Genomic DNA, 24766 nt, shown 5'->3' with positions numbered 1-24766 from the left:
GGGCTGGGTCGCAAGGTGGTCGCCGTCATCGGCGATGGCGCCATCACCGCCGGCATGGCGTTTGAGGCCCTCAACCATGCCGGGGATGTCCACAAGGACATGCTGGTGGTGCTCAATGACAACGAGATGTCCATCTCCGAAAACGTCGGGGCGCTCAACAACCACCTGGCCCGGCTGATGTCCGGCAAGCTCTACACCACCATCCGCGAAGGCGGCAAGAAGGTGCTGGCGGGACTGCCGCCGGTCAAGGAACTGGCCAAGCGGGCCGAGGAACATCTCAAGGGCATGGTGGTCCCTGGCACCCTGTTCGAGGAGTTTGGCTTCAACTATATCGGCCCCATCGACGGCCACGACATCGAGGCCCTGGTCGAGACACTGCGCAACATGCGCAACCTCAAAGGACCCCAGCTGCTGCACGTCAAGACCAAGAAGGGCAAGGGCTACGAGCCCGCCGAAAAGGATCCCATCGGTTATCACGGTGTGCCCAAGTTCAATCCGGACGACTGTGCCCTGCCCAAAAGCGCCGGCGGCAAGCCCACCTTCTCCGCCATCTTCGGCCAGTGGCTGTGCGACATGGCGGCGCGGGACGAGAAGCTGGTCGGCATCACCCCCGCCATGCGCGAAGGCTCTGGCCTGGTCAAGTTCAGCCAGCAGTATCCGGATCGCTACTTCGACGTGGCCATTGCCGAGCAACATGCGGTGACCTTCGCCGCCGGGCTCGCCATCTCGGGCCAAAAGCCTGTGGTCGCCATCTATTCGAGCTTCCTGCAACGGGCCTACGACCAGCTGATCCACGACGTGGCGCTGCAGGAGCTGCCCGTGCTGTTCGCCATCGACCGGGCCGGTCTGGTGGGGGCCGACGGCCCCACCCATCAGGGAGCGTTCGACATCAGCTTCCTGCGCACCGTGCCCAACATGGTGGTGATGACCCCATCCGACGAGAACGAGTGCCGCCAGATGCTCTACACCGGCTATCTGTGCGATCGGCCTGCGGCGGTGCGCTACCCTCGCGGCAGCGGCACCGGTATCCAGGTCGAGAGCGAGATGCAGGCGCTGGCCCTCGGCAAGGGGCGCATCATTCGTGAGAGAGAGGGACGCGAGGGCAAGGGCATCGCCATCCTGACGTTCGGCACCCTGCTCCAGCAAGCCAAGGCCGCCGCCGAGGCGCTGGACGCCACCCTGGTGGACATGCGCTTCGTCAAGCCCATGGACGAGGCACTGGTGCTCGCACTTGCCGCCAGCCACGATCAGTTTGTCACCCTGGAAGACAACGCCATCATGGGCGGGGCCGGCTCCGCGGTGAACGAGCTGTTGATGCGCGCCAGGCAGTGCAGGCCGGTACTCAATCTCGGCCTGCCGGATCGCTTCATCGAACAGGGCACCCAGGAAGAGATCTATGCCCTGCTGGGTCTGGATGCCGCAGGCATTCAGGCCAGCATCGAGGCCTGGCTGACAGCCTGATGCAAAAGCTGGCAGCAAGCCAGACCTGAAACCGCGAGCAATAAAGAAGGGCGCCATGATGGCGCCCTTCTTGTTTTACCGCTAACCCGAATTAACCCTTGTAGATCTTCGGGTTGAACACATCCCGCAGCCAGTCACCCAGGAGGTTGATGACCAGCACCAGCACCACCAGGCAGATGCCCGGGAAGGCGGTGATCCACCAGGAGCCGGAGAAGATGTAGTTGAAGCCCACGCTGATGAGCGAGCCCAGGGACGGCTGATCCACCGGCATGCCCAGCCCCAGGAAGGAGAGGGCCGCCTCGCTCATGATGGCGTTGGCCACCTGGACGGTGGAGATGACCAGGATGGGGGAGAGGCAGTTCGGCAGTATGTGGCGGAACATGATGCGCGGGGCACGGAATCCCATCACCTGGGCCGCCTCCACATACTCCTTCTTCTTCTCCGCCAGCACGGAGGCGCGCACAGTCCGGGCATATTGCGGCCACTCGGCGATGCCGATGATCACCACCAGCATGACGATGGCGAACTGCGAATAGAGCTCGGAGCCAAAGCTCGCCTGGAAGATGGCGGAGATGATGATGGCCACCATCATGGTGGAAAACGACAGCTGCACGTCGGCAAAGCGCATCAGCAGGCTGTCGATGCGGCCACCGTAATAACCGGCGATGAGGCCGATCACGATGCCGAGCACCAACTGCAGGCCGACGGCGAACAGACCTATGGTGAGCGAGATACGGGCGCCATAGAGGATGGTGCTCCAGATGTCACGACCCTGGTTGTCGGTGCCGAGCCAGAAGCGCGCCTCGCCCCCATCGAGCCAGGAGGGCGGCAGCTCCGCATCCATCAGATCGAAGCTGGTCTGGTCATAGACGTTGTGGGGTGCAATCCAGGGGGCCAGCAGGGCCGCCAGCACGAATGCCACGAAGATGGCGAAGCTGAACATGGCTACCTTGTCCCGCAGGAAGTAGTAGACGATGTCAGAGTTCTTGAAACGAGCCCAACGGCTTGGGCTCACAGTCACAGCGTTAGTCATCTGTTACCCCTTGGCAGTCAGGTTGACGGTCGGGTTGATGAACCCGTAGAGCAGGTCGACCAGGGTGTTGGTCACCACGAAGATAAGACCCACGAAGATGACGTAAGCGGTGATGAGCGGCGTATCGACCCTGTGGATCGCCTCAAGGAACAGGAAACCCGTCCCCGGCCACTGGAACACGCTCTCGGTCAGTATGGTGTAGGCCACCATGGTGCCGATCTGCACGCCGCCGACTGTGATGACCGGCAGCATGGTGTTCTTGAGGGCGTGCTGGTAGTAGACCTTGTTGTTGTCCAGCCCCTTGGCGCGGGCGAACTTGACGTATTCGGAGGAGAGCTGCTCCAGCATCTCGGAGCGCACCAGCCGGATAAACAGCGGCAGCATGATGGAGGAGAGGGAAACCGCGGGCAGGATCAGGTGCAAGATGCCGTCCCAGGTAAAGAAGCCCGACTCCCAGCCCAGCAGGTTACGGGTCTCGCCCCGGCCATAGGCCGGCAGCCAGCCCAGCTGGATGGAGAAGAGGTACATCAGCATGATGGCGGTCAGGAACACCGGGATCGAGATCCCTATGCTGCTCACGGCCATGATGATCTTGGTCAGTATGCTGCGCGGGCGAATGGCGGAATAAACCCCGAGCGGAATGGAGACCAGGACGATAATGAGGGCGGCGCCAAACACCAGTTCCAGTGTGGCGACGAGCTTGTCGAGAATGACCTCGAGGGCCGGGCGCTTGAAGAAGTAGGAAGTCCCCAGATCTCCTTGCACCGCATTCTTCAGGAAGCGACTGTACTTCACCAGGAAGGGATCGTTGAGCCCCATCTGATCGCGCAAGGCCTGACGCTGAGCCTCGGAGACGGATTGTCCCACCAACTCACGCAGGGGATCCCCCAGGTTGTCCTGGATGGAGAAGGCGACCAGGCTGATGACGAACATCACTATCACGGCCTGATAGAACCGTTTCAGCAGGAATGTAAACATGCTTGTCCTTGACTCTGGCCGATGTCTTGGCATCGGCTTCTGTTAATGGCGGGGGCACCGTCACGATGCCCCCGCCCGTCCTTCTTGCGGGGTAATTACTTGCCTACCACCAGGTCGCCAAAGTACGGGAAGTTCATCACGTTGACGATGGGCTTGATGTCGGCGTTTTTCTTGGCGCCGTAGGCCAGGTTTTCCCAGTGCAGGGGCACATAGGCGGCGTCGTCGATCAGCATGGCTTCGACTTTCTGCAGCATGGCGCTACGCTTGGCCGGATCGGTTTCCGCGTTCGCTTCCATCACCAGCTTGTCCGCTTCTGCGTTGGCATAACCGGCACAGTTGTACTGGCCCATGCCGGTCTCGGCGCTCTTGGTGAAGGTCAGGAACTCGAAGAAGTTCGCGGTATCTTCGGTGTCGGAGTGCCAGCCGATCAGCTGCATGTCCGCGGCGCACTTGTCAAACTCCGGCCAGTACTGGGCCACCGGCATGGTCTTCAGATCCACCTTGATGTTGATCTTGGACAGCATGGCGGAGACGGCCTGGGCGATCTTGACGTCGTTGACATAACGGGCAGCCGGGGAGATGAAGCTCATCTTGAAGCCCTGCTCGTAACCCGCTTCCTTCATCAGGGCCTTGGCCTTGGTCAGATCATACTGGGGCACCAGGGCCTCGTTGTGACCGGCATAGCCTTTCGGGCTCAGCTGGCCGGCCGGGGTACCGAAGCCCTTGTTGATCTTGTCGACGATGCCCACCTGGTTGATGGCATAGTTGATCGCCTGGCGCACGCGCTTGTCTTTCAGGGCCGGGTTGGTGCTCTGGTTCAGCTCTATGATGATGGCGCGGGTACCGGACAGGGTCACCAGCTGGGTGTCCTTGCCCTTCTGGACCCGTTCCAGATCGTTGGGAGCGACCGGGTAGATCACGTCCACGTCCCCACCCAGCAGGGCGGCAACACGGGTCGCGTCTTCCTTGATGGGCACCAGGGTCAGGTTGTCGACGTTGCCCTTGGAGGATTTGTCCCAGTAGTTGGCGTTGCGGGTGTACTCCAGCTTGACGCCCTGCTCGCGGAACTTGACGCTGAACGGGCCGGTACCGGAGACGTGGGTGGAGGCGAAGGAGTCGCCGTTCTTGACGATCTCGCCCTTGTCCTTGCCCGCCTCTGTCTTGCCGGTGTAGAACTTGGAGTCCATCGGGAAGATGTAGGTCACGGTCTGCAGCACCAGGGGATAAGGCTTCTCGGTGACGAGATCCACGGTGAAATCATCCACCTTCTTGACGTCGGCGATGGGGTCGAAGATGGCCTTGAAGTCGACGGAATCTTTCAGACGCTTGACGGTCCACACCACGTCATCGGCGGTGAAGTCGTTGCCAGAGTGGAACTTGACGCCCTTGCGCAGGTGGAAACGCACCGTCTTGTCGTCGATGCGTTCAAATTTTTCGGCCAGACGGGGCTCGAACTGCAGGTCCTGCGTCCAGCGCATCAGGGGATCGAACACCAGGTGAGACATCTCCAGGGTCTGACCGGAGAGCTGCTCCTGGGGATCCAGCGAAGTGGGGTCAGAGGCGACGGCGACCTTGATGTCGGCGGCAGAGACATTGAAGGCCAAACCGGCCGCAAACAACGCCATTGCAATCTTGGATAATCCTTTCTTCATGTCTTTCTCCATGCTGTTAGCTTCTTATTGACACTCTTTTTCTAACAAAAACCGGCACGCCGGCACTTTCCTAGCTTGCGATTTCCAGCCCCTCGCGGGACATTCCCTTGAACTCCGGCATGAGGGAAATCAGCTTGCGGCTGTACTCATGCTCGGCATTGGTAAAGAGTTTCTCGGTCTGCGCCACTTCCACCAGATGACCGTGTTTCATCACGCCGATCCGATCGCACATCTGGCGGATCACCGGCAGATCGTGGCTGATGAACAGCATGGTGAGGCCAAGCTCTTTCTGTAAATCCTTGAGCAGGTTGAGGATCTGGGCCTGAACCGACACATCCAGCGCCGAGGTGGGCTCGTCGCAGATGAGAAAGCGCGGCCGGGTCGCCAGGGCGCGGGCAATGGAGATGCGCTGACGCTGACCACCGGAGAACTCGTGGGGATACTTGACCCCGGCGCCGCGACCCAGGCCGACGTGATCCAGCAGATCGCTGACGATGCCATCGATCTGATTCTCCTCGGCCAATCGATGGAAGCGGATCGGCTCGGCGATGATGTCGCGCACCTTCATGCGCGGGTTCATCGAGGAGTAAGGGTTCTGGAACACCATCTGCATCTGGCGACGCAGCGGGCGACGATCGCTCTCGCGCTTGATGGCGGTGAGATCGATCCCCTCGAAGAAGATCTTGCCGCTGTCGGGCGGATAGAGCCCTGTGATGGCGCGGGCTATGGTGGACTTGCCGGACCCCGACTCCCCCACCAGGCCGAAGGTTTCACCCTCGAAGATCTCGAAGCTGATGTCGTTGCAGGCGCGCACGTATTCACGGCGGCTCGGGAAGAAGGAGTCCTTGGTGACGAACTTCAGATCCACGTTTTCCACCCGCAGCAGGGCCCCTTCATAGGCCCGCTCGTCCTGGCTCTGACCGAGCCAGTGGGTCTTCAGATCGATGCTGGTATCCGGCGCGCCGGCATCCTCGATGTAGGAAACCAGGGGGAAGCGCACCAGCTTGACGTCGGAGCGGGGCACCGCCGAGATGAGGCTGCGGGTATAGGGGTGATTGGGGCGCCCCAGCACCTGCTCCGTGGTACCAAATTCCACCAGATCGCCGCGATACATGACCGCCACCTTGTCGGTGACGTTGGAGACCACCCCCATGTCGTGGGTCACCAGCATGCAGCCCACGTCCCGCTCCTTGCACAGGGTACGGATGAGCTGGAGGATCTGATCCTGAATGGAGACATCCAGCGCCGTGGTGGGCTCATCGGCGATGATGAGTTCGGGGTCGCACGAGAGCGCGATGGCGATGACCACCCGCTGGCGCATGCCGCCGGAGAACTGGTGCGGATACTGCTTGATGCGCAGCTCCGGGCTCGGGATCCCCACCGCCTGCATCAGCTCTAGGGCCTTGGCGACCGCCTGGCTGCGAGTGAGATCCGTGTTGGCGAGGATGGTCTCCACCAGCTGATGCTCCACGGTGAACAGCGGGTTCAGGGAGGTCATGGGATCCTGGAAGATGAACCCGATGCGGGAGCCACGAATGGCCCGCATCTCATCCTGGCTCTTGCCGGAGATGAGCTCACCGTTGAGATAGATGTCCCCCCGGGCGATATGACCCGGCGGACTCAGCAAATCGATGACGGCATTGCCGATGGTGGATTTGCCGGCGCCGGACTCACCGACGACACCGACGACCTCACCCTTCTCGATGGAGAAAGAGAGATCCTTGACCGCGGCCAGTACCCCGTAGCGGGAGGGATACTCGATCCGCAAGTTTTTGACTTCTAGCAAGGACATGTTTACCTCTGCGGGGGACATCCGTCCCAAACAATTCTTCCGTAAATCAGCCGCAGATGCCGGTTTGTGCCTTGGGCAATAGATGCTCAATCCATGGGGCAGGGAAACCAGCGATCCGGGCGGGTTTTTTGCATTTTTTTGGAATAACCCGCCAGTAACTTAGACGCTTTGACCGAAAGAGTAAATGACCTGGATATACAATTTCGCAATACTTTGCGGTGCGACCTGGGTGCCAGGTAGTCATAAAGCGTGATCTATCGCCTAAAAAATAGCTTTTTAAACTAATTTTGCATTAATAAACAAAGTTAACATGATACAAAATGTTAACATCTGGCAGATGTGACTGATGCAGACAGGGACGGTAGCGTCGAATGAGTAGTGAATATTTATGTGAAAAGGGTTTCTGATGGCAGCATCTGCCAATGAATGAAAATCAGGCAGTCATAAATAAAGGGCGCCCCAGGGGCGCCCTCCTTCCTGCCCGGCTCAGACGAGCCAATGGGCCAGCAATTGCATACAAAACAGGGCAAAGAATCCGGCAATCACGTCATCGAGCATGATGCCAAGGCCGCCATGGATGCGGCGATCGAACCAACTGATGGGCCAGGGCTTGAGCACGTCGAACAGACGAAACAGCGCAAGGCCCGCCAGCAGCCACTCCCAGCCCGCCGGCGCCGCTATCATGGTGATGCCAAACCCTATCACCTCGTCCCAGACGATGGCGCCGTGATCCGGCATGCCGATGGCATCGGTGGCGCTCTGGCAGATACGAATACCTGCCAGAAAGCCCAGCACCAGCAGGGCGATGAACCAGGGGGTCGACAGGCCACTTGCCAGCAAGTAAAGCGGGATGGCGACCAGGGTGCCCATGGTGCCAGGGGCCCAGGGAGAGAAGCCGGCACCAAAGCCCACCGCCAGCAGGTGGAGGGGATTTTTCAGGTTCAGGCGTTTGAGCTCGGGCTTGATCATGCGAAGTGATCCCAACCTTTGAGGGAGAGCGCCACCGGCTGCTCCGCCCGAATGTAATCGATGCCGGGCTCCCCCGCCAGAATACGACCGATCCGGCTGAACTTGACCCCGCTGTGGGCCAGGGCCGTATCCAGCGCGCCGCGATGATCTTCCGGCACTGTGAAGCAGAGCTCGTAGTCATCGCCACCGGCCAGGGCCAGCTGCCAGGCATCTTCCGGGAAGACGGCATCCTGCATCACGGGGGAGAGAGGCAGCAGGTCGAGATCGATCTGGGCCCGCACGCCGGAGGCTTTCAGGATATGGCCGAGATCCGAGGCCAGGCCGTCGGAGAGATCCAGGGCGCTGTTTGCCAACCCGCGCAGGGCCTGGCCAGCCAGAATGCGAGGATGGGGGTGCTCGAGACGCGGCAGGACGGCGGCCAGCTGGTTCTCGTTGAGGTTGCGCTTGCCCAGCAGATGGGAGAGCGCCAGGGCGGCATCCCCCAGGGTGCCGGTGACATAGATGCCGTCCCCGACCCTGGCGCCGCTGCGCAGCAGGGCGCGGCCCGACGGCACGGATCCCTTCACCGAGACGGTGATGGAGAGCGGCCCCCGGGTCATGTCCCCCCCCACCAGGGCCACGTTGTAGTATTCGGCAAGCTCGAGGAAGCCCTCGGCAAAACCGGCCACCCAGCGCTCGTTGATGGCGGGCAGGGTCAGCGCCAGGGAGACCCAGCGCGGCTCGGCCCCCATGGCGGCAAGATCGGACAGATTGACCGCCAGCGCCTTGTAGCCGAGATCCACCGGATCCATGTCGGGCAGAAAGTGGACGCCGCTCACCAGAGTATCCGTGCTCACCGCCAGCTGGCTGTCGACTGGCAGGGTCAGCAGGGCACAGTCGTCCCCCGGGCCCAGCACCACGTCCTTACGGGCGTGGGGCACCTTGAAGTACTTCTCTATCAGTTCAAATTCACCCATACAGTAAAAAGCCAGCGGTTAGGCTGGCTCCTCTCTTAATGCTGTGGCACAGGGATTAACGCTTGTTCAGCGTCTTGATGACCTTGTCCAGCACACCGTTGACAAACTTGTGGCTGTCATCGGCGGCAAACGCCTTGGCCAGCTCGATCGCTTCGTTGATCACCACGCGGGGCGGCACATCATCACGACGGGTCAGCTCATAGGTCGCCAGGCGCAGGATCGCCTTGTCCACCATGTCCACTTCATCGAGCGGACGGGAGAGGAAAGGCGAGTACGCCTTGTCCAGCTCGTTGCAATGCAGGGCAACCCCGAACAGCAGATCGCGGAAATAGTTCAGATCCACCCCTTTGGTGTCCTGATCTATCTTGAACTGCTCTTCGATGTCCCCCACGTTGGCCTGGGTCATCTGCCACTGGTAGATGGCCTGGGTGGCGCAATGGCGGGCCTTACGGCGCTCAGACGGTTTCAATCTACTTCTCCTCGTTACACGTCCAGTTGTTTCAGGACGTTGATCATTTCGAGCGCACTCAGTGCAGCCTCTGCACCCTTGTTACCCGCCTTGGTACCGGCGCGCTCGATGGCTTGTTCTATGTTCTCTGTGGTCAGCACGCCGAAGGCGACGGGAATTTCATGCTCCATCATCACCTGGGCCAGACCCTTGCCATTCTCGCTGGCCACCAGTTCGAAGTGGTAGGTACCACCACGAATGACGGTGCCGAGGGCGACGATGGCGTCATACTTGCCACTCTTGGCCAGCTTCTTGGCCGCCAGAGGGATTTCGACGGCACCCGGCACACGTACCAGAGTGAGGTTGCTGTCTTGCACCTGACCCTGACGCTTGAGTACGTCAACGGCGCCCTCGATCAGGCTCTCGTTGATGAAGCTGTTGAAACGGGCAACGACAATTGCAACGCGCGCCTCTGGGGCGGCGATATTCCCTTCGATAACCTTCATTGGCAATCCTGTAGCTATGCAGTCAAATATGGCCGGGGTCAAAAGTGCGCACAGTCTAGCACAACAGACCCACGACAAAAACCATGGCCGCAACGGGCGGCCATGAGCGCGATTTCATTGGGGCGACACGCTTATTCGCCGACGTATTCCACGACTTCAAGGCCGAAACCGCCGAGGGCGTGATATTTTTTCGGCGAGCTCAGCAGGCGCATCTTGCCGACCCCCAGGGTCTTGAGGATCTGGGAGCCGACGCCGACCCGGCGCGAGGTGCCCTGCCACTTGGCCCCTTCCGGCGCCAATCCCTTGTCGGCGGCCTCGAACCCCTTGACCCTGGCCAGCAGCTCGGCGCCCTGTGCCTCGGCCCCCAGGATCACCAGCACCCCCCCCTCTTCGGCGATGCGGGCCATGGATTTGGGCAAGGGCCAGCTGCGGGCCGCGTGGCGATCGGTCAGCAGCAGATCGCTCAGCACGTCGTGCAGATGGACCCGTACCAGGGTCGGCTGATCGGCTGTCACCTCGCCTTTCTTGAGGGCGAAATGCACCTGGTTGTCTATGGTATCGCGGAAGGTAATGAGGTCGAATTCGCCAAACTCGGTGGGCAGCTTGCACTCGGCCACCTTCTCCACCGTGGTCTCGTGCTGGTTGCGGTACTCGATGAGATCCGCAATGGTGCCAAGCTTGATGCCATGCTGCTCGGCGAAGACCTCAAGGTCGGGACGGCGCGCCATGGTGCCATCCTCGTTGAGGATCTCGACGATGACGGAGGCCGCCTCGTAACCGGCAAGACGCGCCAGATCGCAACCCGCTTCGGTGTGACCGGCCCGGGTCAGCACGCCGCCATCTTGCGCCATCAGCGGGAAGATGTGACCGGGCTGCACCAGATCGGCGGCCTTGGCATCAGGGGCCACGGCGGCCTGTACGGTGACGGCGCGATCGGCGGCGGAGATGCCCGTGGTCACCCCCTCGGCCGCCTCTATGGTCACGGTGAAGGCGGTGGAGAACTGGGCATTGTTGCGGTCAACCATGAGGGGCAGCGCCAGCTGCTTGCAGCGATCCCGGGTCAGGGTCAGGCAGATGAGGCCACGGCCGTAGCGGGCCATGAAGTTGATGTCCTCGGGCCGCACACAGGAGGCCGCCATGATGAGGTCCCCTTCGTTCTCCCTGTCTTCGTCATCCATCAGGATCACCATCTTGCCCGCCTTGATGTCGGCGATGATTTCCTGGGTTGTGCTAAGCGCCATGGGCTACTCCGTCAAAGGTGATAAATGCGTAAGGGCTAGATGGGGGCTGCTGGCCCCGTTTCAATCAGACCGGGCTCACAAAAAGCCCGATTGGGCCAACTTCGCCAGGGTCAGGGTGCTGCTCGGCGCCTGGGCTCCGGCCCCGCCTTGCAGCAACCGCTCCAGATAACGGGCTATCTGATCCACCTCCAGATTGACCCTGTGACCGGGCTTCCAGCGCGCGATCGTGGTCTCTTCTGCGGTATGGGGCACTATGGTGAGCAAGAACGCATCTCCCTTGACGGCGTTCACCGTCAGGCTGATGCCATCCACCGCAATCGAGCCCTTCTCGGCGATATAGCGGGACAGGTCCGCTGGCGCCTTGATCCAGTACTCGATGGCGCGGCCGCTGCTCTGTCTGCTCATCACCTGGCCCATGCCATCCACGTGGCCTGAGACCAGATGGCCGCCGAGGCGCGAACTCGGGGTCAGTGCTTTTTCCAGGTTCACCCTGTCCCCGACCTTGGCCTGGGCAAAGCCGGTGCGTGCCAAGGTTTCCAGCGACACATCGGCGCTGTAGCGCTTGTCCCCCAGGGCGACGACGGTGAGACAGACGCCATTGGTGGCGATGGAGTCGCCCAGCTTGACGTCGCTGAAGTCGAGGCCGGGAGCCTCCACGGTCAGCACCACATCCTCTCCCTGACGGCGCAGCTCGGTCAGGGTGCCCATGGCTTCGATAATTCCGGTAAACATCGTCTTGCCTCTCCTCGGGCTCAGGCTAGCCTGGCCGTGATCCTGATATCCTGGCCCACCAGGCGTACATCCTTGAGGGTCAGCTTGGGCGCCTGGAACAGTCGCGCCAGACCCGGCAGCTGGAACATGCCCCTGCCCTCATCCCCCAGCAGCTTGGGTGCCTGATAGAGCACCAGCTCGTCCACCAGTCCCTTCTCCAGCAGGGCGCCACACAGGCGCGGCCCCGCCTCCACCAGCACTGAGTTGATCCCCTGCTTGGCCAGCAGCATGAAGAGGCTGACCAGGTCGACCCGCTCCTCCAGCCGGGGCAGCACCATCTGCTGCACCGACTCGGGCCACTCGCCGTCGCTCTGCAGCCGTGCCAGCAGCACGGGGCCCGGGCTGGCAAACAGCGGCAGATCCGGGGTGAGTCGGTTTTGCGAGTCGATCACCACCCGCAGCGGCTGGCGCAGGCTCTCCCTGGGATAGGCTGCCTTGACCGAAGGGGGCAGCTCGTCCCAGCGCACGGTCAGGGAGGCCTTGTCCGCCAGCACGGTTTCGGCGCTGGAGAGCACGGCGTCATGGCGCGCCCGCAGCCGCTGCACGTCCCGACGCGCCTCGGGGGAGGTGATCCACTGACTCTCGCCGCTCGCCATGGCGGTGCGACCATCCAGGCTGGCCCCCAGCTTGACCGTCACCTGCGGGAAACCGGTGCGCATCCGCTTGAAGAAGCCGGGATTGAGGGCTTCGGCCTCGGCGGCCAGCAGGCCGAAGTCGGTCTTGATGCCAGCCTCGGAGAGCATCCGCAGCCCACGCCCGCCCACCTGGGGATTGGGGTCGACCATGGCGGCCACCACCCGGGCCACGCCAGCCTGAATCAAGGCCTCGGCGCAGGGCGGGGTGCGGCCATGGTGGGAGCAGGGCTCCAGGGTCACATAGGCGGTGACGCCCCGTGCGGCCTCACCGGCGCCATGGAGGGCATAGACCTCGGCGTGGGGCTGACCGGCACGCTGGTGCCAGCCTTCGCCGACGACAACGCCATCCTTGACCAGCACGCAACCGACGCAGGGATTGGGGGCCGTGGTATAACGGCCGCGGCGGGCCAGTTCGAGGGCCCTGCTCATCCATTGGTAATCGTCTTGACTAAACATCTGGGCTCCCGTGTCAGGCGAAAAAAGTGGGTCTGTGAAGCAACCGGGCAACGGGTCTACTTCTCAAGCTTGGCGATCTCTTCGCCGAATTCGCGAATATCCTCGAAGCTGCGATAGACGGAGGCGAAGCGGATGTAGGCCACCTTGTCCAGGCCCTTGAGTTCGTCCATCACCAGGTTGCCCACCAGCTTGGAGGGCACCTCCCGCTCGCCGGTGGCGCGCAGGCGGGACTTGATGTGGTTCACCCCCTTCTCGATCGCCTCCATGCTCACCGGGCGCTTCTCCAGCGCCCGCAATATGCCGCCCCTCAGCTTCTCTTCGTTGAAGGGTTCGCGAGAGCCGTTGGACTTGATGACCCTTGGCATCACCAGCTCGGCCATCTCGAAGGTGGTGAAACGCTCGTGGCAAAGCAGGCACTCACGACGGCGACGTACCTGATGGCCTTCCGCCACCAGGCGGGAATCGATCACCTTGGTATCCACGGCACTACAGAAAGGGCAATGCATCACACCTCCGGCGCAAAGGATTCAAACATCCTGCCCTGGGGTCAGGAATGAGGTGGGCCAGTGTAACACGGCCCCCGGAAACCGGTAAAAGCCCATAAAAAACAATGCCGCCCCAGGCTGACCAGGGGCGGCATTTGGCACTTGTTTTCCCCAAGGGGAGAGCTATCAGGCGTAAACCGGCAGACGACGGCAGACGGCCAGCACTTTCTCGCGCACTGTGGCCAGCACTTCTTCGTTGTCGTGGTTGTCCAGCACGTCGCAGATCCAGTGGGTCAGCTCGATGGACTCGGCTTCCTTGAAACCGCGGCGGGTGATGGCCGGGGTACCGATCCGCACGCCGGAGGTGACAAACGGGGAACGCGGGTCGTTCGGTACCGCGTTCTTGTTGACCGTGATGTTGGCCTTGCCCAGCGCGGCATCGGCTTCTTTACCGGTCAGCTCGCGGCCGATCAGATCAACCAGCATCAGATGGTTGTCGGTGCCACCGGAAACGATCTTGTAGCCACGCTCGATGAAGGTGGCGGCCATAGCCTTGGCGTTCTTGACCACTTGCGCCTGGTAGGTCTTGAACTCGGGCTCCAGGGCCTCTTTGAATGCCACGGCCTTGCCGGCGATGACGTGCATCAGCGGGCCGCCCTGGCCACCCGGGAAGACGGCGGAGTTCAGCTTCTTGTACAGATCTTCGTCGTCGGCGGCGGAGAGGATCAAACCACCACGGGGACCGGCCAGGGTCTTGTGGGTGGTGGAGGTGACCACGTGGGCGTGGGGCACCGGGTTGGGGTAGACGCCCGCAGCAATCAGACCGGCCACGTGGGCCATGTCGACGAACAGATAAGCACCGATCTTGTCGGCAATTTCGCGCATCTTGGCCCAGTCAACGATGCCCGAGTAGGCGGAGAAGCCACCTATCATCATCTTCGGCTTGTGCTCGAGGGCCAGACGCTCCATCTCGACATAGTCGATCTTGCCGGACTCATCGATGCCGTAGGGGATGATGTTGTAGAGCTTGCCGGAGAAGTTGACCGGGGCACCGTGGGTCAGGTGACCGCCGTGGGCCAGGTTCATGCCCAGCACGGTATCGCCCGGCTGCAGCAGTGCCATGTAGACGGCGCTGTTGGCCTGGGAGCCGGAGTGCGGCTGCACGTTGGCGTAGGTGGCGCCGAACAGTTCCTTGGCGCGCTCGATGGCCAGGGTCTCGACCACATCGACGTACTCGCAACCACCGTAGTAACGCTTGGCCGGGTAGCCTTCGGCGTACTTGTTGGTCAGCTGGGAGCCCTGGGCTTCCATGACGCGGGGGCTGGTGTAGTTCTCAGACGCGATCAGCTCGATGTGCTCTTCCTGACGACGGGTCTCGTCTGTGATGGCCTGCCACAGCTGGGGATCATAGCCTGCGATGGTCATGTCACGTTTCAACATCCGTTTATCTCCTGAAAATCGTTTGCGCATGGGCGATATGGGGCCCGCGCATTGTAACCGCAGCGACATCAAAGGGACAGTCCGACCACCCAAAAAAATGTTGAATAAATGTAATAAAACCAGAAATTCTCGCCCTTCTCCCCGGATGGGGGGCCAGCCGCTCTCTCATCGGGCCGGGGAGCACCCTCTCCTTTGCGTCACTCTTCCCTTTGCGTCATTCCTCGCTGTCCCATCCCTGCGCCCGCCGCCAGTGCGTCAGGATCCCCAGGGCCCTGGGCCACTCCTGCGCCAGGACGCCGGGCGCCACCCGCCCCGACTCCAGCCCCTCGCACACCTGGACCAGCCTCGCCAGCCCCAGGCTGGCGGCGCTGCCCTTGAGCTTGTGGGCGAGCCGGTCACGCTCCGGCCCGGCGTCACTCCCCTGCAAGTCGGCCACCAGCTCGCCCCCCTGCTGCGCGAACAGGGTCAGCATGGTGGCGAGGCGCCTGGCTCCCAGCAGTGCAAGATCCTCGTCCAGCTGCGCCCTCGTGGCGGCAAACTCGGCGGGATCTACTTCGAAGGAGGCAAGGGCGTCCCGAGGCGCAACCTCCCCCCTGGGCCCGGTCGGGGCCGCGGCAGGAAGCCCTGGCACCTGGCCCTCGTCGGCAAAGATCCCGGTAATGGCGTCGGCCAGCTCGGCCAGACGCACCGGCTTGCCGACGAAACCGGCAAAGCCGCTCGCCAGGCAGTGCTGTATGTCCTCCGGGTACATCTGGGCCGAGATGGCGATGGCAGGCAGGGGGCTGTCATGCTCTTCCTCGCTGATGGCCACCAGGTCCTCCCTCAGGCTCAGGCCATCTGTGTCCGGCAGATTGATGTCGAGCAGGGCCAGATCGAAGGGGCGCGCCGTGATGGCGGCCAGGGCGGCGCGGCCATCCTCGGCCATCACCACTCGATGACCGAGGCGCAGCAGCATCCCCTCGGCCACCAGCCGGTTTATCTCGTTGTCCTCTACCAGGAGAATGTCCCGCGGGGCATGGATGGATAGCCGCTCCCGCTGGCGCGGTTGCAGCAGGGCCGTGGGCTGCAACGCCAGACTGAACGAGAAGCGACAGCCTAGGCCCGGCTCGCTGGCGAGGGCAAGCGCGCCCCCCATGGCCTCGACCAGACGGCGGCTGATGGCCAGTCCCAGACCGGTTCCGCCACTATGGCCCGCATCCCGCCGCCGCTGGCGAAACGCCTCGAACACCCTGTCCTGCTCGCCCGGGGGGATGCCGGGCCCGGTGTCGCTCACCGTGAAGGCGATACAGGGCTGGGGGCAGGGGCCCCGACAGCCGAGGGGCGCCATGGTCAGCCGCACCTCCCCGCTGCGGGTGAACTTGATGCCGTTGCCAATCAGATTGCTCAGCACCTGGCGCAGCTTGCCGCCATCTCCCTCGACGGCGCGAGGCACTTCGGGCGCCAGTGACAGGCACAGGCTCAGCCCCTTGGCCTCTGCCCTGGGACGAAACAGCGCCAGCAGATCCCAAGCCAGGGCGTGCAGATCGAAGGGCGCCCGCCTCGCCTCCAGGTGGCCCGCCTCTATCTTGGAGTAGTCGAGGATGTCATTGAGGATCTCGAGCAGGGATTCACCGCTCTGGCTGATGGCGGCCAGATAGCGCTGCTGACCGGGATCGAGCCCTGTGCCCTCCAGCAGGCTCAGGCCCCCTAGGATGCCGTTCATGGGGGTGCGGATCTCGTGGCTCATGGTGGCGAGGAAGACCGACTTGGCGCGATTGGCCTGCTCCGCCTCGGCCCTGGCCTGGGCCTGCTTGGCCACCTCCTCGTTGAGGCGGGCATTGACCAGGCTGAGCTGATCCGTGCGCTCCGCCACCCGGGATTCGAGCTCCTGCTGATAGCGGCGCAGCTCGATGGCGTTGTCGCGAAACACCGCCAGCGCCCGGGCCAACTGCGCCAGTTCGTCTCCCCCGCCGACGGGAGGCAGGGGCTGACCCAGATCCCCCTGGGCCAGGGCGCTCAGCCCCCGGGTGGTGCGCTGCAACGGCCAGACGATGCGACCATAGACGAAGCGCCACATCAACAGGCCCAAGGCCAGCAGGGTCAAGGCCCCGATCAGCCCCAGGCCATGCTCGGTCAACGCCAGCCGCTCGCTCAGGCGGCTCTGGCTCTGGGCCAGGGAGCTGCGGGCATCATGAACCCCCTCGGCCACGCTGCCGTTGAGCCGCTCCATCAGTACCTGATTGCTGGCCGAGAGCGCGGCCAGGGCCTGCCCTACCCCCAGCCATTGGCGACGGATTTCGCCAAGCCGCTCCCCCCGGGCCAGCTGGTCCAGGGCGTCAGCCACTCGCAGGCGACGCCCGGGATCGGCGACGGCCCCGGCCCTGAGCCGGATCACCGCCAGATCCTGTTCATACTCCGCCATCAATCCATCGAGGCGAGCCCCGTTGTCGGCACGCCACAGCTCCTCGAGCCGCTGCTGCTGCATCAGGGTGCGATGGCGCAGCTCCGTCATCTGCTCCAGCCAGTCGAGATCCTGTTCGAGCAGGGTATCCAGGGCCGAGCGGGCGGCCTCCCCCCGCAGGGCATAGAGGCCGCTGATGTTGGCCACCGTGACCGTCTGGGCATTCTCCATCTGGCTGCGAGCCAGTTCGGCGACCCGGCCGGACGCCGCCACCAGCTCGCCGCGCAGCGTCTCTCCCTGCCCTTGCAGCGCCAGCCGCTCCCCCACCAGGCGCCCCTGCTGCCCCAGGTTGCCCAGAATGGCCAAGCCCAGCTGATCCAGAGATTGCCAGGCGACATCCTGCTCGCGCCCCTCCCCCAGCTGGTCGAGCAGCCGTTGCAACTGCTGGCCCTGCAGGGTCAGCAACCGGCCCTGATGGCTTCGCTCCGCCTCGTTGGCCGCCATGGTGAGCAGGCGGGACGAGGCGAGGATGTCGCCGCTCACCTGGGCCAGTTCCCGGGCGCCGTCCAGGGTCAGCAGGGTATGTTGCAGCCGCCGCTCCAGCCCCCCCAGATGGCCCAGGCCAAGCCAGCCCACCAGGGAGGCGGTCAGGGTCAGCAGGGCCATCAGGGAGAAGGCGAGCAGCAGCTTGCCGCCAAGACCGGAGAGAGTGCGCACGACAGGGCCCCTTGGTTGTCACTGTGATTGTCGGGATAATATGGTCTCACACTGTAACAAAAGCTGCTCCCATGCGAAGCCTGATCCTCTGCCTGCTGCTCACCCTGCCCGCCGTCTGCGCCCGGGCGGCCTTCACCATTCAGCCCTGGCCCGAGACGGCGGACCCGTTGCAGTTGCCATCCCCCTTGTCCTGGACCGGCCCGGTGCGCGCCGAGCGCCCCTTCGAGCTGTGCGCCCTCTACCCGCATCTGCGCGATGCCTACTGGCTCTCGGTCAATCAGGGCATGGTGGAGGAGGCAAGCCGACTCGGCGTCGGCTTGCGGGTCCATGAGGCGGGGGGCTATGGCGCCAGCAGCGAGCAGGCACGCCAGCTCGCCGCGTGCGCCCGGGAGGGCAGTGACGCCATCTTGCTCGGCGCCGTCGATGGGCCTGCGCTGGCCGAGGCCATTGGCAAGAGTCCGCTGCCCGTGTTCGGCCTGGTCAACGCCCTGCCTCCCGCCCATGTGGTCGCCCAGGTCGGCGTGCCCTGGTATCAGATGGGGTGGCGCATCGGCCACTGGCTGGCCCTGCGTCATCCCGCCGGCAGCCCGCCGGTGCGGGTCGCCCTCTTGCCCGGGCCCGAAGGCCGGGGCGGCAACAGCGTGGTCGAACCGGGCTTTTCCGCCGCCATCGCCGGCAGTGCCATCACCCTGGTGGACACGCTGCGCGGTGACAACAGCCGCGAGATCCAGCGCAGCCTGGTGCAACAGTTGCTGACCCGCCATCCGCACCTCGACTATCTGGTGGGGGGGGCCATGGCGGCCGAGGTGGCGGTGAACGAGCTGGCCCGCCGTGGGGATCAGGGCGCCGGACAGGGGCCCGCCGTGCTCGCCATCTACTTCAGTCACGGGGTGCAGCGTGCCCTGCTGCGCGGCAGGCTGGCACTGGCCAACAGCGATCAGATGCGCGAGCAGGGCCGCCTCGCCGTGGCCCAGGCCGTCTGTCTGTTGCAGCGCCCCGATGCCAGCGAGGCCCAGTGCCCTCGCCGCATGGGGCCCGCCATCCTGACCCTGAGCGGCCCCCTGGCCGCGAGCGGCGACACCCTCTCGGACCCCGCCTTTCGTCCCGTCTATCGCCTCGCCCCCGGCGCTCCGCCTCCCCGCCAGTGAAGACAGGCCACGTCTCCCGTGGCAGAGACGACAGGGAGGCGCGGCCCAAACCTGAACCCAGGCTGTACAGGATGTCGATTGTCTACCTTCCTGCCCCAAAACCGGACGCCCGTCATGGTTCCCCCTCCCCGGCGGACCTATGATTCTCATGCGAAGCCTTTTTCCACTCCGGATGGCGCAAGACAGGAGACAGCCGATGACCAGCCTCATGCTCAAGCCCGTCAGCCAAGACCCCTATCCCGCCTTTACCCTGGCCTGTCACCGGGATACCTGGCGCATCGGCCACGGCAGCGACGCAGGCTTTGACGAGCGCCAGACCCGGGCCTGGCTCCATGCCCTGGCCCGGCAGCGGCCCCATGGCCTGTTGCACCTCTGCCATCATCTGTGCCCCATTGGCCAGCTGGCCCTGGCGCCGGTCATGGTTCATCAGGATGGCAGCCGGCGTGGCCACATCCATCTGATCTACCTGGTGCCACAATGGCGAGGCCGGGGCTTGGGATGCTGGCTGCTGGCCCAGGCGCTGCAACGGATCCGCGCCGCCGGCTGCACCTCGGCCTCCCTGCGCTGCCTGTCCGCCAACCTGGCCGCCGAACGTTTCTGTCTGCGCCAGGGTTGGCGCAAGGAGGGGCTCCCTGATGCAGAGGGACAGTTGCTCATCACCCCCCTGCCCCCTCTTCCCTCTCACCACCCCCACCTCTCGGCATAAGGAGGCATCCCATGAACCATCTGCTGCTGTTGATCCTGCTGGGCTTTGCCCTGTTCTACTGGGTCTACTTCTGTCGCGGGCGCAAGGGGCGCCCGGTCGACTGGCAGTCCCTGCCCACCCGGGAGCAGTACCTGGCTCTCCATCCCGAGGCCAGAGGCGAGGACGGGATCGCCTGTCACCACTGCGGTCACCTTGGATTGCAGGCGCAGGGCAGGGTCCATCTGGCCGACTTTCGCCATCAGTACGCCTGCCCCCGCTGTCACCGGGTGCTGTTCAGGAGCCAATAGGCCCGGCCCCGGGCAAGCCCAGGCCAGGAGAGAGGGGAAGCAAACAGAGGGATCGCCTCAGGATGAGGGCGCGGCCATGGCGAACCGGGCGCCCTGGCCGGGCACGGTGACGAGCCGCCGGGGAGCTGGCAGGGGGGGCTCGCCTCAGGGTTGCAGCTCGGCGGCGAACAGATAGCCCTCGCCGTGCACGGTGACGAACAGCTGGGGATCCCGGGGATCCGGCTCCATCTTGCCCCGCAGCCGCCGGATCAGCACGTCTATGGTGCGATCGCTCGGCCCGTCGCCGCGATGGCTGATGAGGGAGAGGATCCGCTCCCGGCTCAGCACCCGCCCGGGGTGGGCGACGAAGGCCACCAGCAGCTCGTACTCCGCCTTGGTCAGGCGCACGGGGACCCCATCCTTGCTGAGCTGGCGACGGGGAATGTCGAAACGCCAGGGGCCAAAGCGCACCGCATCGTCGCCCTCGTCGCTTTGAGTCTCGCTGCCCATCAGGGAGATGCGCCACAGCAGGTTCTTGACCCGCACCAGCAGCTCCCGCAGCTCGAACGGCTTGGTGACATAGTCATCGGCACCCATCTCGAGGCCCACGATTCTGTCCACCGCATCGCTGCGACCCGTCACCAGGATGATGCCCACCCTGCTCTGGGCCCTGAGCTCGCGGGTCAGCTGCAGACCATCCTCCCCGGGCAGGTTGATGTCGAGCATGATGAGGGAGACGCTCTCCCGCGCCAGCAGGGCCCGCATCTCCTTGCCATCTCCCGCCGCGCTCACCCGATAGCCTTCGCGCTCGAAATAGCCGACCAGTTTCTCGCGGGTCACGACATCGTCTTCAACAACCAGGATATGAGGGCGCATCGGCGGGCTCCGCAGCAGTAACAGGGTCATCATTCTATTCATATTTTGTCATAAATACCCCTATTTCATTAATTTCCCCCGCCAACCCTGTTCACAGCATCTCCCTATCATGGCCCCCATCAAAAGAGTCATAAGAGACGAACACTCATGAAAAAACTGTGGCAATACCTGCGCACCCCCAGTCGGCGCTGGTCGGTACTGGCCCTGGTACTGGTCGGGGTCGGCGTCACTCTGGCCGGCTCGGTCGGTCTGCATTACGGCTTCGAGAAGACCAGCAGCCTCGAGTTCTGCATCTCCTGTCACACCATGGAGAGCACCGTCTACCCCGAGTACAAGGAGTCGGTGCACTTCAAGAATGCCTCCGGCGTCCAGGCCATCTGCACCGACTGCCACCAGCCGAAAGACTTCGTCGGCAAGGTGGCCCGCAAGATGGAGGCGGCCAACGATCTCTACCAGCAGTTCATCGGCCACAGCATCGACACCCAGGAGAAGTTCGAGGACAGGCGCCTGCACCTGGCCGAACGGGTCTGGGCCCGCATGAGCAGCCAGAACTCCAAGACCTGCAAGTCCTGTCACAGCTACGACAACATGGACCACGCCAAGCAGTCCCCCGCCGCGGCCCTGGCCATGAAGGATGCCGCCGCCAAGAACATGAACTGCATCGAGTGCCACAAGGGCATCGCCCACGAGCTGCCCAACATGGCCGGCGGTTTCAGGGCCAGTTTCGCCGCCCTGCAGGCCCAGGCGACCGAGGCCCCCGCCGCCGAGGTGCTCTACAGCCTGGGCGAGAAGGACCTGTTTGCCAGCCAGACGGCGAGCGAACCGGCCGGCCGTCTGCTGCCCGCGTCCCGCATCGAGGTGCTCGAGCGCGGCGACGATCGGCTCAGGGTCAGGATCCAGGGCTGGCGCGAGCAGGACGGCAAGGGCCGGGTGCTGAGCGAGTACATGGGCAAGCGGGTCTTCGTCGCCACGGTGCGCGATGAACTCAAGGCCGATGAGACTGTGCTGGAGCAGCAGACGGATCCGGCGACCCATATCCGCTGGCAGCAGGTTGCCGTCACCGCCTGGGTCGATGGCAAGGGGCTCGAACCCTCCCTCAAGCCCATCTGGGATTACGCCGGCGAGATGTACAAATCCACCTGCAACTCCTGCCACGGGGCGCCGGATCCGGCTCACTTCACCGCCAATGGCTGGATCTCGGGACTCAAGGCGATGTCGGCCTACTACCGCCTCAGCAAAGAGGAAGAGCGCACCCTGCTCAAATACCTGCAGAGCCACGCCGCCGATACCGGTGGCCAGGGCCAGCACTAACCCAGTCTCAGAGAGAGGACACACACAATGATCTCAGTTTCCCGACGTGGTTTTCTGGGGGGCATGCTGGCCGGTGGTGCGGCAGCCCTGATTGGCCCCTCCCTGCTGGGGCGCGCGGTACAGGCCGCCGAGGCCCAGGACAAGCTGGTGCTGTCAGGCTCCCACTGGGGCGCCTTCCGCGCCCGGGTGGTCGAGGGGCGCTGGGTCGAGACCCGCCCCTTCGAGCACGACAAGCACCCGACCGAGATGCTGCAAGGCTTGCGTGAGGTGGTCTACAACCCCTCCCGGGTCCGCTATCCCATGGTGCGCCTTGACTGGCTGCGCCAGGGGCACCTGTCCGACACCCGCGAGCGTGGCCAGAACCGCTTCGTGCGGGTGACCTGGTCCCAGGCCCTGGATTTCTTCTATCACGAGCTGGAGCGGGTGCAGAAAACCCATGGCCCGAGCGCCCTCTATGCCGGCCACTCCGGCTGGCAGTCGGTGGGCAAGTTCCACTCCGCCGGGGCCATGCTGGGGCGCGCCATGAACCTGCACGGCACCTATCTCGCCAAGGCGGGGGACTACTCCACCGGCGCCGCCCAGGTGATCCTGCCCCATGTGGCGGGCGCCATGGAGGTGTACGAGCAGCAGACCTCCTGGCCCCTGGTGCTGGAACGCAGCAAGACCATCGTCATCTGGGGGTCCGACCCCATCAAGAACCTGCAGGTGGGCTGGCTGGTGCCGGATCACGGGGTCTACGACTACTGGGCGCAGCTCAAAGAGAAGGTGGCCAGGGGCGAGATCCGGGTGATCAGCGTCGATCCGGTCAAATCCAAGACCCAGAAGTTCCTCGGCTGCGAACAGCTTGCCCTCAACCCCCAGACCGATCTGCCCTTGATGCTGGCGCTGGCGCACACCCTGCACAGCGAGGGGCTGCACGACGCCAGGTTCCTCAAGGAGTACACCACGGGCTACGACAAGTTCCTGCCCTACCTGCTGGGCACCAGCGACGGTCAACCCAAGAGCGCCGACTGGGCGGCGGCAATCTGCGGCGTGTCTGCCGACACCATACGCGAGCTGGCACGGACCATGGCCAGTGGCCGCACCCAGCTCATCGGCGGCTGGTGCGTGCAGCGCATGCACCATGGCGAGCAGTACGCCTGGATGCTGGTGGTGCTGGCGGCCATGCTGGGCCAGATCGGCCTGCCCGGCGGCGGATTTGGCTTCGGATGGCACTACAATGGCGCCGGCACCATCACCTCCAACGGCCCCGTCATGTCCGGTTTCAGCTCCGTCATTCCCGGCACCAAGCCGCTGCACGACGGCGACTTCAAGGGGTACTCCAAGTTCATCCCTGTGGCCCGCTTCGTCGACTGCATCCTCAATCCGGGCAAGACCATCGACTTCAACGGCCAGAAGATCACCTACCCGGCCATGAAGATGGCGGTGTTCTGCGGCAACAACCCCTTCCACCATCAGCAGGATCGCAACAAGATGATCGCCGCCTGGCGCAGGCTGGAAACCGTGGTCAGCATCGACCACCAGTGGACCGCCAGCTGCCGCTTCGCCGACATAGTGCTGCCCGCCACCACCACCTATGAGCGCGACGACTTGGAGCAGTGGGGTTCCCACGCCAACGCCGGCATCCTGGCCATGCACAAGATAGTGGAGCCCCTGTTCGAGGCGCGCGACGACTACGACATCTTCGCCGATCTCTGTCGTCGCTTCGGGCGCGAGGCCGAGTTCACCGGCGGCAAGAGCAAGCTGGAGTGGATCCAGAGCATCTATGACGATGCCCGCCTGCAGGGCCGTGGCATAGGGGTGCGCCTGCCCCGCTTCAGCCAGTTCTGGCATGGGGAAGGCTTCGTCAGCTTCCCGGCCGGGGAGCCCTGGGTGCGCCATGCCGCCTTCCGCCAGGAGCCGGATCTGGAACCGCTTGGCACACCTTCTGGCCTCATCGAGATCTACTCCAAGACCATCGCCGACTTCGGCTATGCCGATTGCCCCGGCCACCCGGTCTGGATTGAACCCTATGAGCGCTCCCACGGCGGCCCGGGCAGCCAGCAATTCCCGCTGCACCTGCAATCCTGCCATCCGGACAAGCGGCTGCACAGCCAGCTCTGCTCCTCGGACGACTACCGCGCCAGCTACACGGTGCAGGGGCGCGAGCCCCTCTACATGAGCCCGGCAGATGCCAGGGCGCGCGGCCTCAAGGACGGGGATCTGGTGCGGGTGTTCAACGGTCGCGGTCAGGTACTGGCGGGCCTGGTGGTGAGCGAGGACTACGCTCCTGGCGTGGTGCGCATCCATGAGGGCGCCTGGTACGGCCCCCAGGAAGGGGGCAAGGTCGGCACCCTGTGCACCTATGGCGATCCCAATGTGCTGACCGCCGACATAGGCGCCTCCAGCCTCTCCCAGGCCACCACGGCCCACACCGCCCTGGTGGAGGTTGCCAGGTTCGAAGGGGAGATACCGGCGGTCACCGCCTTCGGCGCACCCGAGTCGGCGGCAGGGATAGACCCCATGTTCCCGGCCCGGGAGGCAAGCCTGGGGGGCTAGT

The 24766-nt window shown here is 63.9% G+C and carries 21 protein-coding genes; 6 read left to right on the top strand and 15 right to left on the bottom strand.

Going from position 1 to position 24766, the window contains the following annotated elements; genetic code table 11:
* Window positions 1-1461, top strand: a 1461-nt coding sequence (gene dxs, locus BN1119_RS06925; RefSeq protein WP_084205332.1) for a 1-deoxy-D-xylulose-5-phosphate synthase, incomplete at its 5' end; no start/stop codon positions are given.
* Between the two features lie 91 nt (window positions 1462-1552).
* Here the strand turns inward: dxs and BN1119_RS06920 are convergent.
* From BN1119_RS06920 to torS, 14 genes are all read right to left on the bottom strand, one after another.
* A complete protein-coding gene (locus BN1119_RS06920) occupies window positions 1553-2494 on the bottom strand; it encodes an ABC transporter permease (protein WP_041995678.1) in 942 nt (313 codons plus the stop codon).
* Between the two features lie 3 nt (window positions 2495-2497).
* On the bottom strand, window positions 2498-3472 hold the full coding sequence (locus BN1119_RS06915) for an ABC transporter permease (protein ID WP_041995675.1): 975 nt from the start codon (window positions 3470-3472) through the stop codon (window positions 2498-2500).
* A gap of 95 nt (window positions 3473-3567) precedes the next feature.
* Entirely contained in the window at window positions 3568-5124 is a 1557-nt protein-coding gene (locus tag BN1119_RS06910) for an ABC transporter substrate-binding protein (RefSeq protein ID WP_041995672.1), read from the bottom strand.
* Window positions 5125-5194: 70 nt separating this feature from the next.
* Window positions 5195-6916 (bottom strand): dipeptide ABC transporter ATP-binding protein, encoded by a 1722-nt coding sequence (locus BN1119_RS06905; RefSeq protein ID WP_041995669.1) that lies wholly within the window; start codon window positions 6914-6916, stop codon window positions 5195-5197.
* Between the two features lie 486 nt (window positions 6917-7402).
* Window positions 7403-7885 (bottom strand): phosphatidylglycerophosphatase A family protein, encoded by a 483-nt coding sequence (locus tag BN1119_RS06900; protein WP_041995666.1) that lies wholly within the window; start codon window positions 7883-7885, stop codon window positions 7403-7405.
* Window positions 7882-8841 carry a thiamine-phosphate kinase gene (gene thiL / locus BN1119_RS06895; RefSeq protein WP_041995664.1) on the bottom strand — a complete coding sequence of 320 codons (960 nt, stop codon included), beginning with the start codon at window positions 8839-8841 and terminating at the stop codon, window positions 7882-7884. The genes BN1119_RS06900 and thiL overlap by 4 nt, the downstream gene beginning before the upstream one ends.
* Window positions 8842-8896: 55 nt before the next feature.
* A complete protein-coding gene (gene nusB, locus BN1119_RS06890) occupies window positions 8897-9310 on the bottom strand; it encodes a transcription antitermination factor NusB (protein ID WP_041995662.1) in 414 nt (137 codons plus the stop codon).
* A 14-nt stretch (window positions 9311-9324) separates the two neighbouring features.
* Entirely contained in the window at window positions 9325-9795 is a 471-nt protein-coding gene (ribH, locus tag BN1119_RS06885; protein WP_041995660.1) for a 6,7-dimethyl-8-ribityllumazine synthase, read from the bottom strand.
* Between the two features lie 131 nt (window positions 9796-9926).
* Window positions 9927-11036 carry a bifunctional 3,4-dihydroxy-2-butanone-4-phosphate synthase/GTP cyclohydrolase II gene (gene ribBA, locus BN1119_RS06880; protein WP_041995658.1) on the bottom strand — a complete coding sequence of 370 codons (1110 nt, stop codon included), beginning with the start codon at window positions 11034-11036 and terminating at the stop codon, window positions 9927-9929.
* A 75-nt stretch (window positions 11037-11111) separates the two neighbouring features.
* A complete protein-coding gene (locus BN1119_RS06875; protein ID WP_041995656.1) occupies window positions 11112-11768 on the bottom strand; it encodes a riboflavin synthase in 657 nt (218 codons plus the stop codon).
* Window positions 11769-11788: 20 nt separating this feature from the next.
* A complete protein-coding gene (ribD, locus tag BN1119_RS06870; RefSeq protein ID WP_041995654.1) occupies window positions 11789-12898 on the bottom strand; it encodes a bifunctional diaminohydroxyphosphoribosylaminopyrimidine deaminase/5-amino-6-(5-phosphoribosylamino)uracil reductase RibD in 1110 nt (369 codons plus the stop codon).
* A gap of 56 nt (window positions 12899-12954) precedes the next feature.
* A complete protein-coding gene (gene nrdR / locus BN1119_RS06865) occupies window positions 12955-13404 on the bottom strand; it encodes a transcriptional regulator NrdR (RefSeq protein ID WP_041995651.1) in 450 nt (149 codons plus the stop codon).
* A gap of 165 nt (window positions 13405-13569) precedes the next feature.
* Window positions 13570-14823 (bottom strand): serine hydroxymethyltransferase, encoded by a 1254-nt coding sequence (glyA, locus tag BN1119_RS06860; RefSeq protein WP_041995648.1) that lies wholly within the window; start codon window positions 14821-14823, stop codon window positions 13570-13572.
* 214 nt (window positions 14824-15037) lie between these two features.
* Window positions 15038-17920 (bottom strand): TMAO reductase system sensor histidine kinase/response regulator TorS, encoded by a 2883-nt coding sequence (gene torS, locus BN1119_RS06855; protein ID WP_041995645.1) that lies wholly within the window; start codon window positions 17918-17920, stop codon window positions 15038-15040.
* Window positions 17921-17991: 71 nt separating this feature from the next.
* Between torS and torT the strand changes: the two genes are divergently transcribed.
* The 3 genes from torT to BN1119_RS06840 all read left to right on the top strand — a co-directional run bounded on the left by torT (window position 17992) and on the right by BN1119_RS06840 (window position 20061).
* Window positions 17992-19068 carry a TMAO reductase system periplasmic protein TorT gene (gene torT / locus BN1119_RS06850; RefSeq protein WP_041995642.1) on the top strand — a complete coding sequence of 359 codons (1077 nt, stop codon included), beginning with the start codon at window positions 17992-17994 and terminating at the stop codon, window positions 19066-19068.
* Between the two features lie 196 nt (window positions 19069-19264).
* Window positions 19265-19774: a GNAT family N-acetyltransferase gene (locus BN1119_RS06845; RefSeq protein WP_041995639.1), complete on the top strand. Its 510-nt coding sequence runs from the start codon at window positions 19265-19267 to the stop codon at window positions 19772-19774.
* A gap of 11 nt (window positions 19775-19785) precedes the next feature.
* Entirely contained in the window at window positions 19786-20061 is a 276-nt protein-coding gene (locus BN1119_RS06840) for a hypothetical protein (protein ID WP_041995636.1), read from the top strand.
* Between the two features lie 144 nt (window positions 20062-20205).
* On the opposite strand, the gene torR is transcribed toward BN1119_RS06840, so the two are convergent.
* Window positions 20206-20916 carry a two-component system response regulator TorR gene (gene torR, locus BN1119_RS06835; protein ID WP_041995947.1) on the bottom strand — a complete coding sequence of 237 codons (711 nt, stop codon included), beginning with the start codon at window positions 20914-20916 and terminating at the stop codon, window positions 20206-20208.
* A 147-nt stretch (window positions 20917-21063) separates the two neighbouring features.
* On the opposite strand from torR, the gene torC reads away from it, so the two are divergent.
* Entirely contained in the window at window positions 21064-22227 is a 1164-nt protein-coding gene (gene torC / locus BN1119_RS06830) for a pentaheme c-type cytochrome TorC (protein ID WP_041995634.1), read from the top strand.
* Between the two features lie 27 nt (window positions 22228-22254).
* Complete coding sequence (gene torA / locus BN1119_RS06825; protein WP_041995632.1) at window positions 22255-24765, top strand: trimethylamine-N-oxide reductase TorA; 2511 nt, start codon at window positions 22255-22257, stop codon at window positions 24763-24765.
* Window position 24766: the final 1 nt, after the last annotated feature.

The sequence above is a fragment of the Aeromonas bivalvium genome (assembly GCF_000819765.1).
Classification (GTDB): domain Bacteria; phylum Pseudomonadota; class Gammaproteobacteria; order Enterobacterales; family Aeromonadaceae; genus Aeromonas; species Aeromonas bivalvium.
The sequence above is the reverse complement of the archived record's forward strand: the minus strand, read 5'-3'. Positions and strand labels throughout refer to the sequence as shown.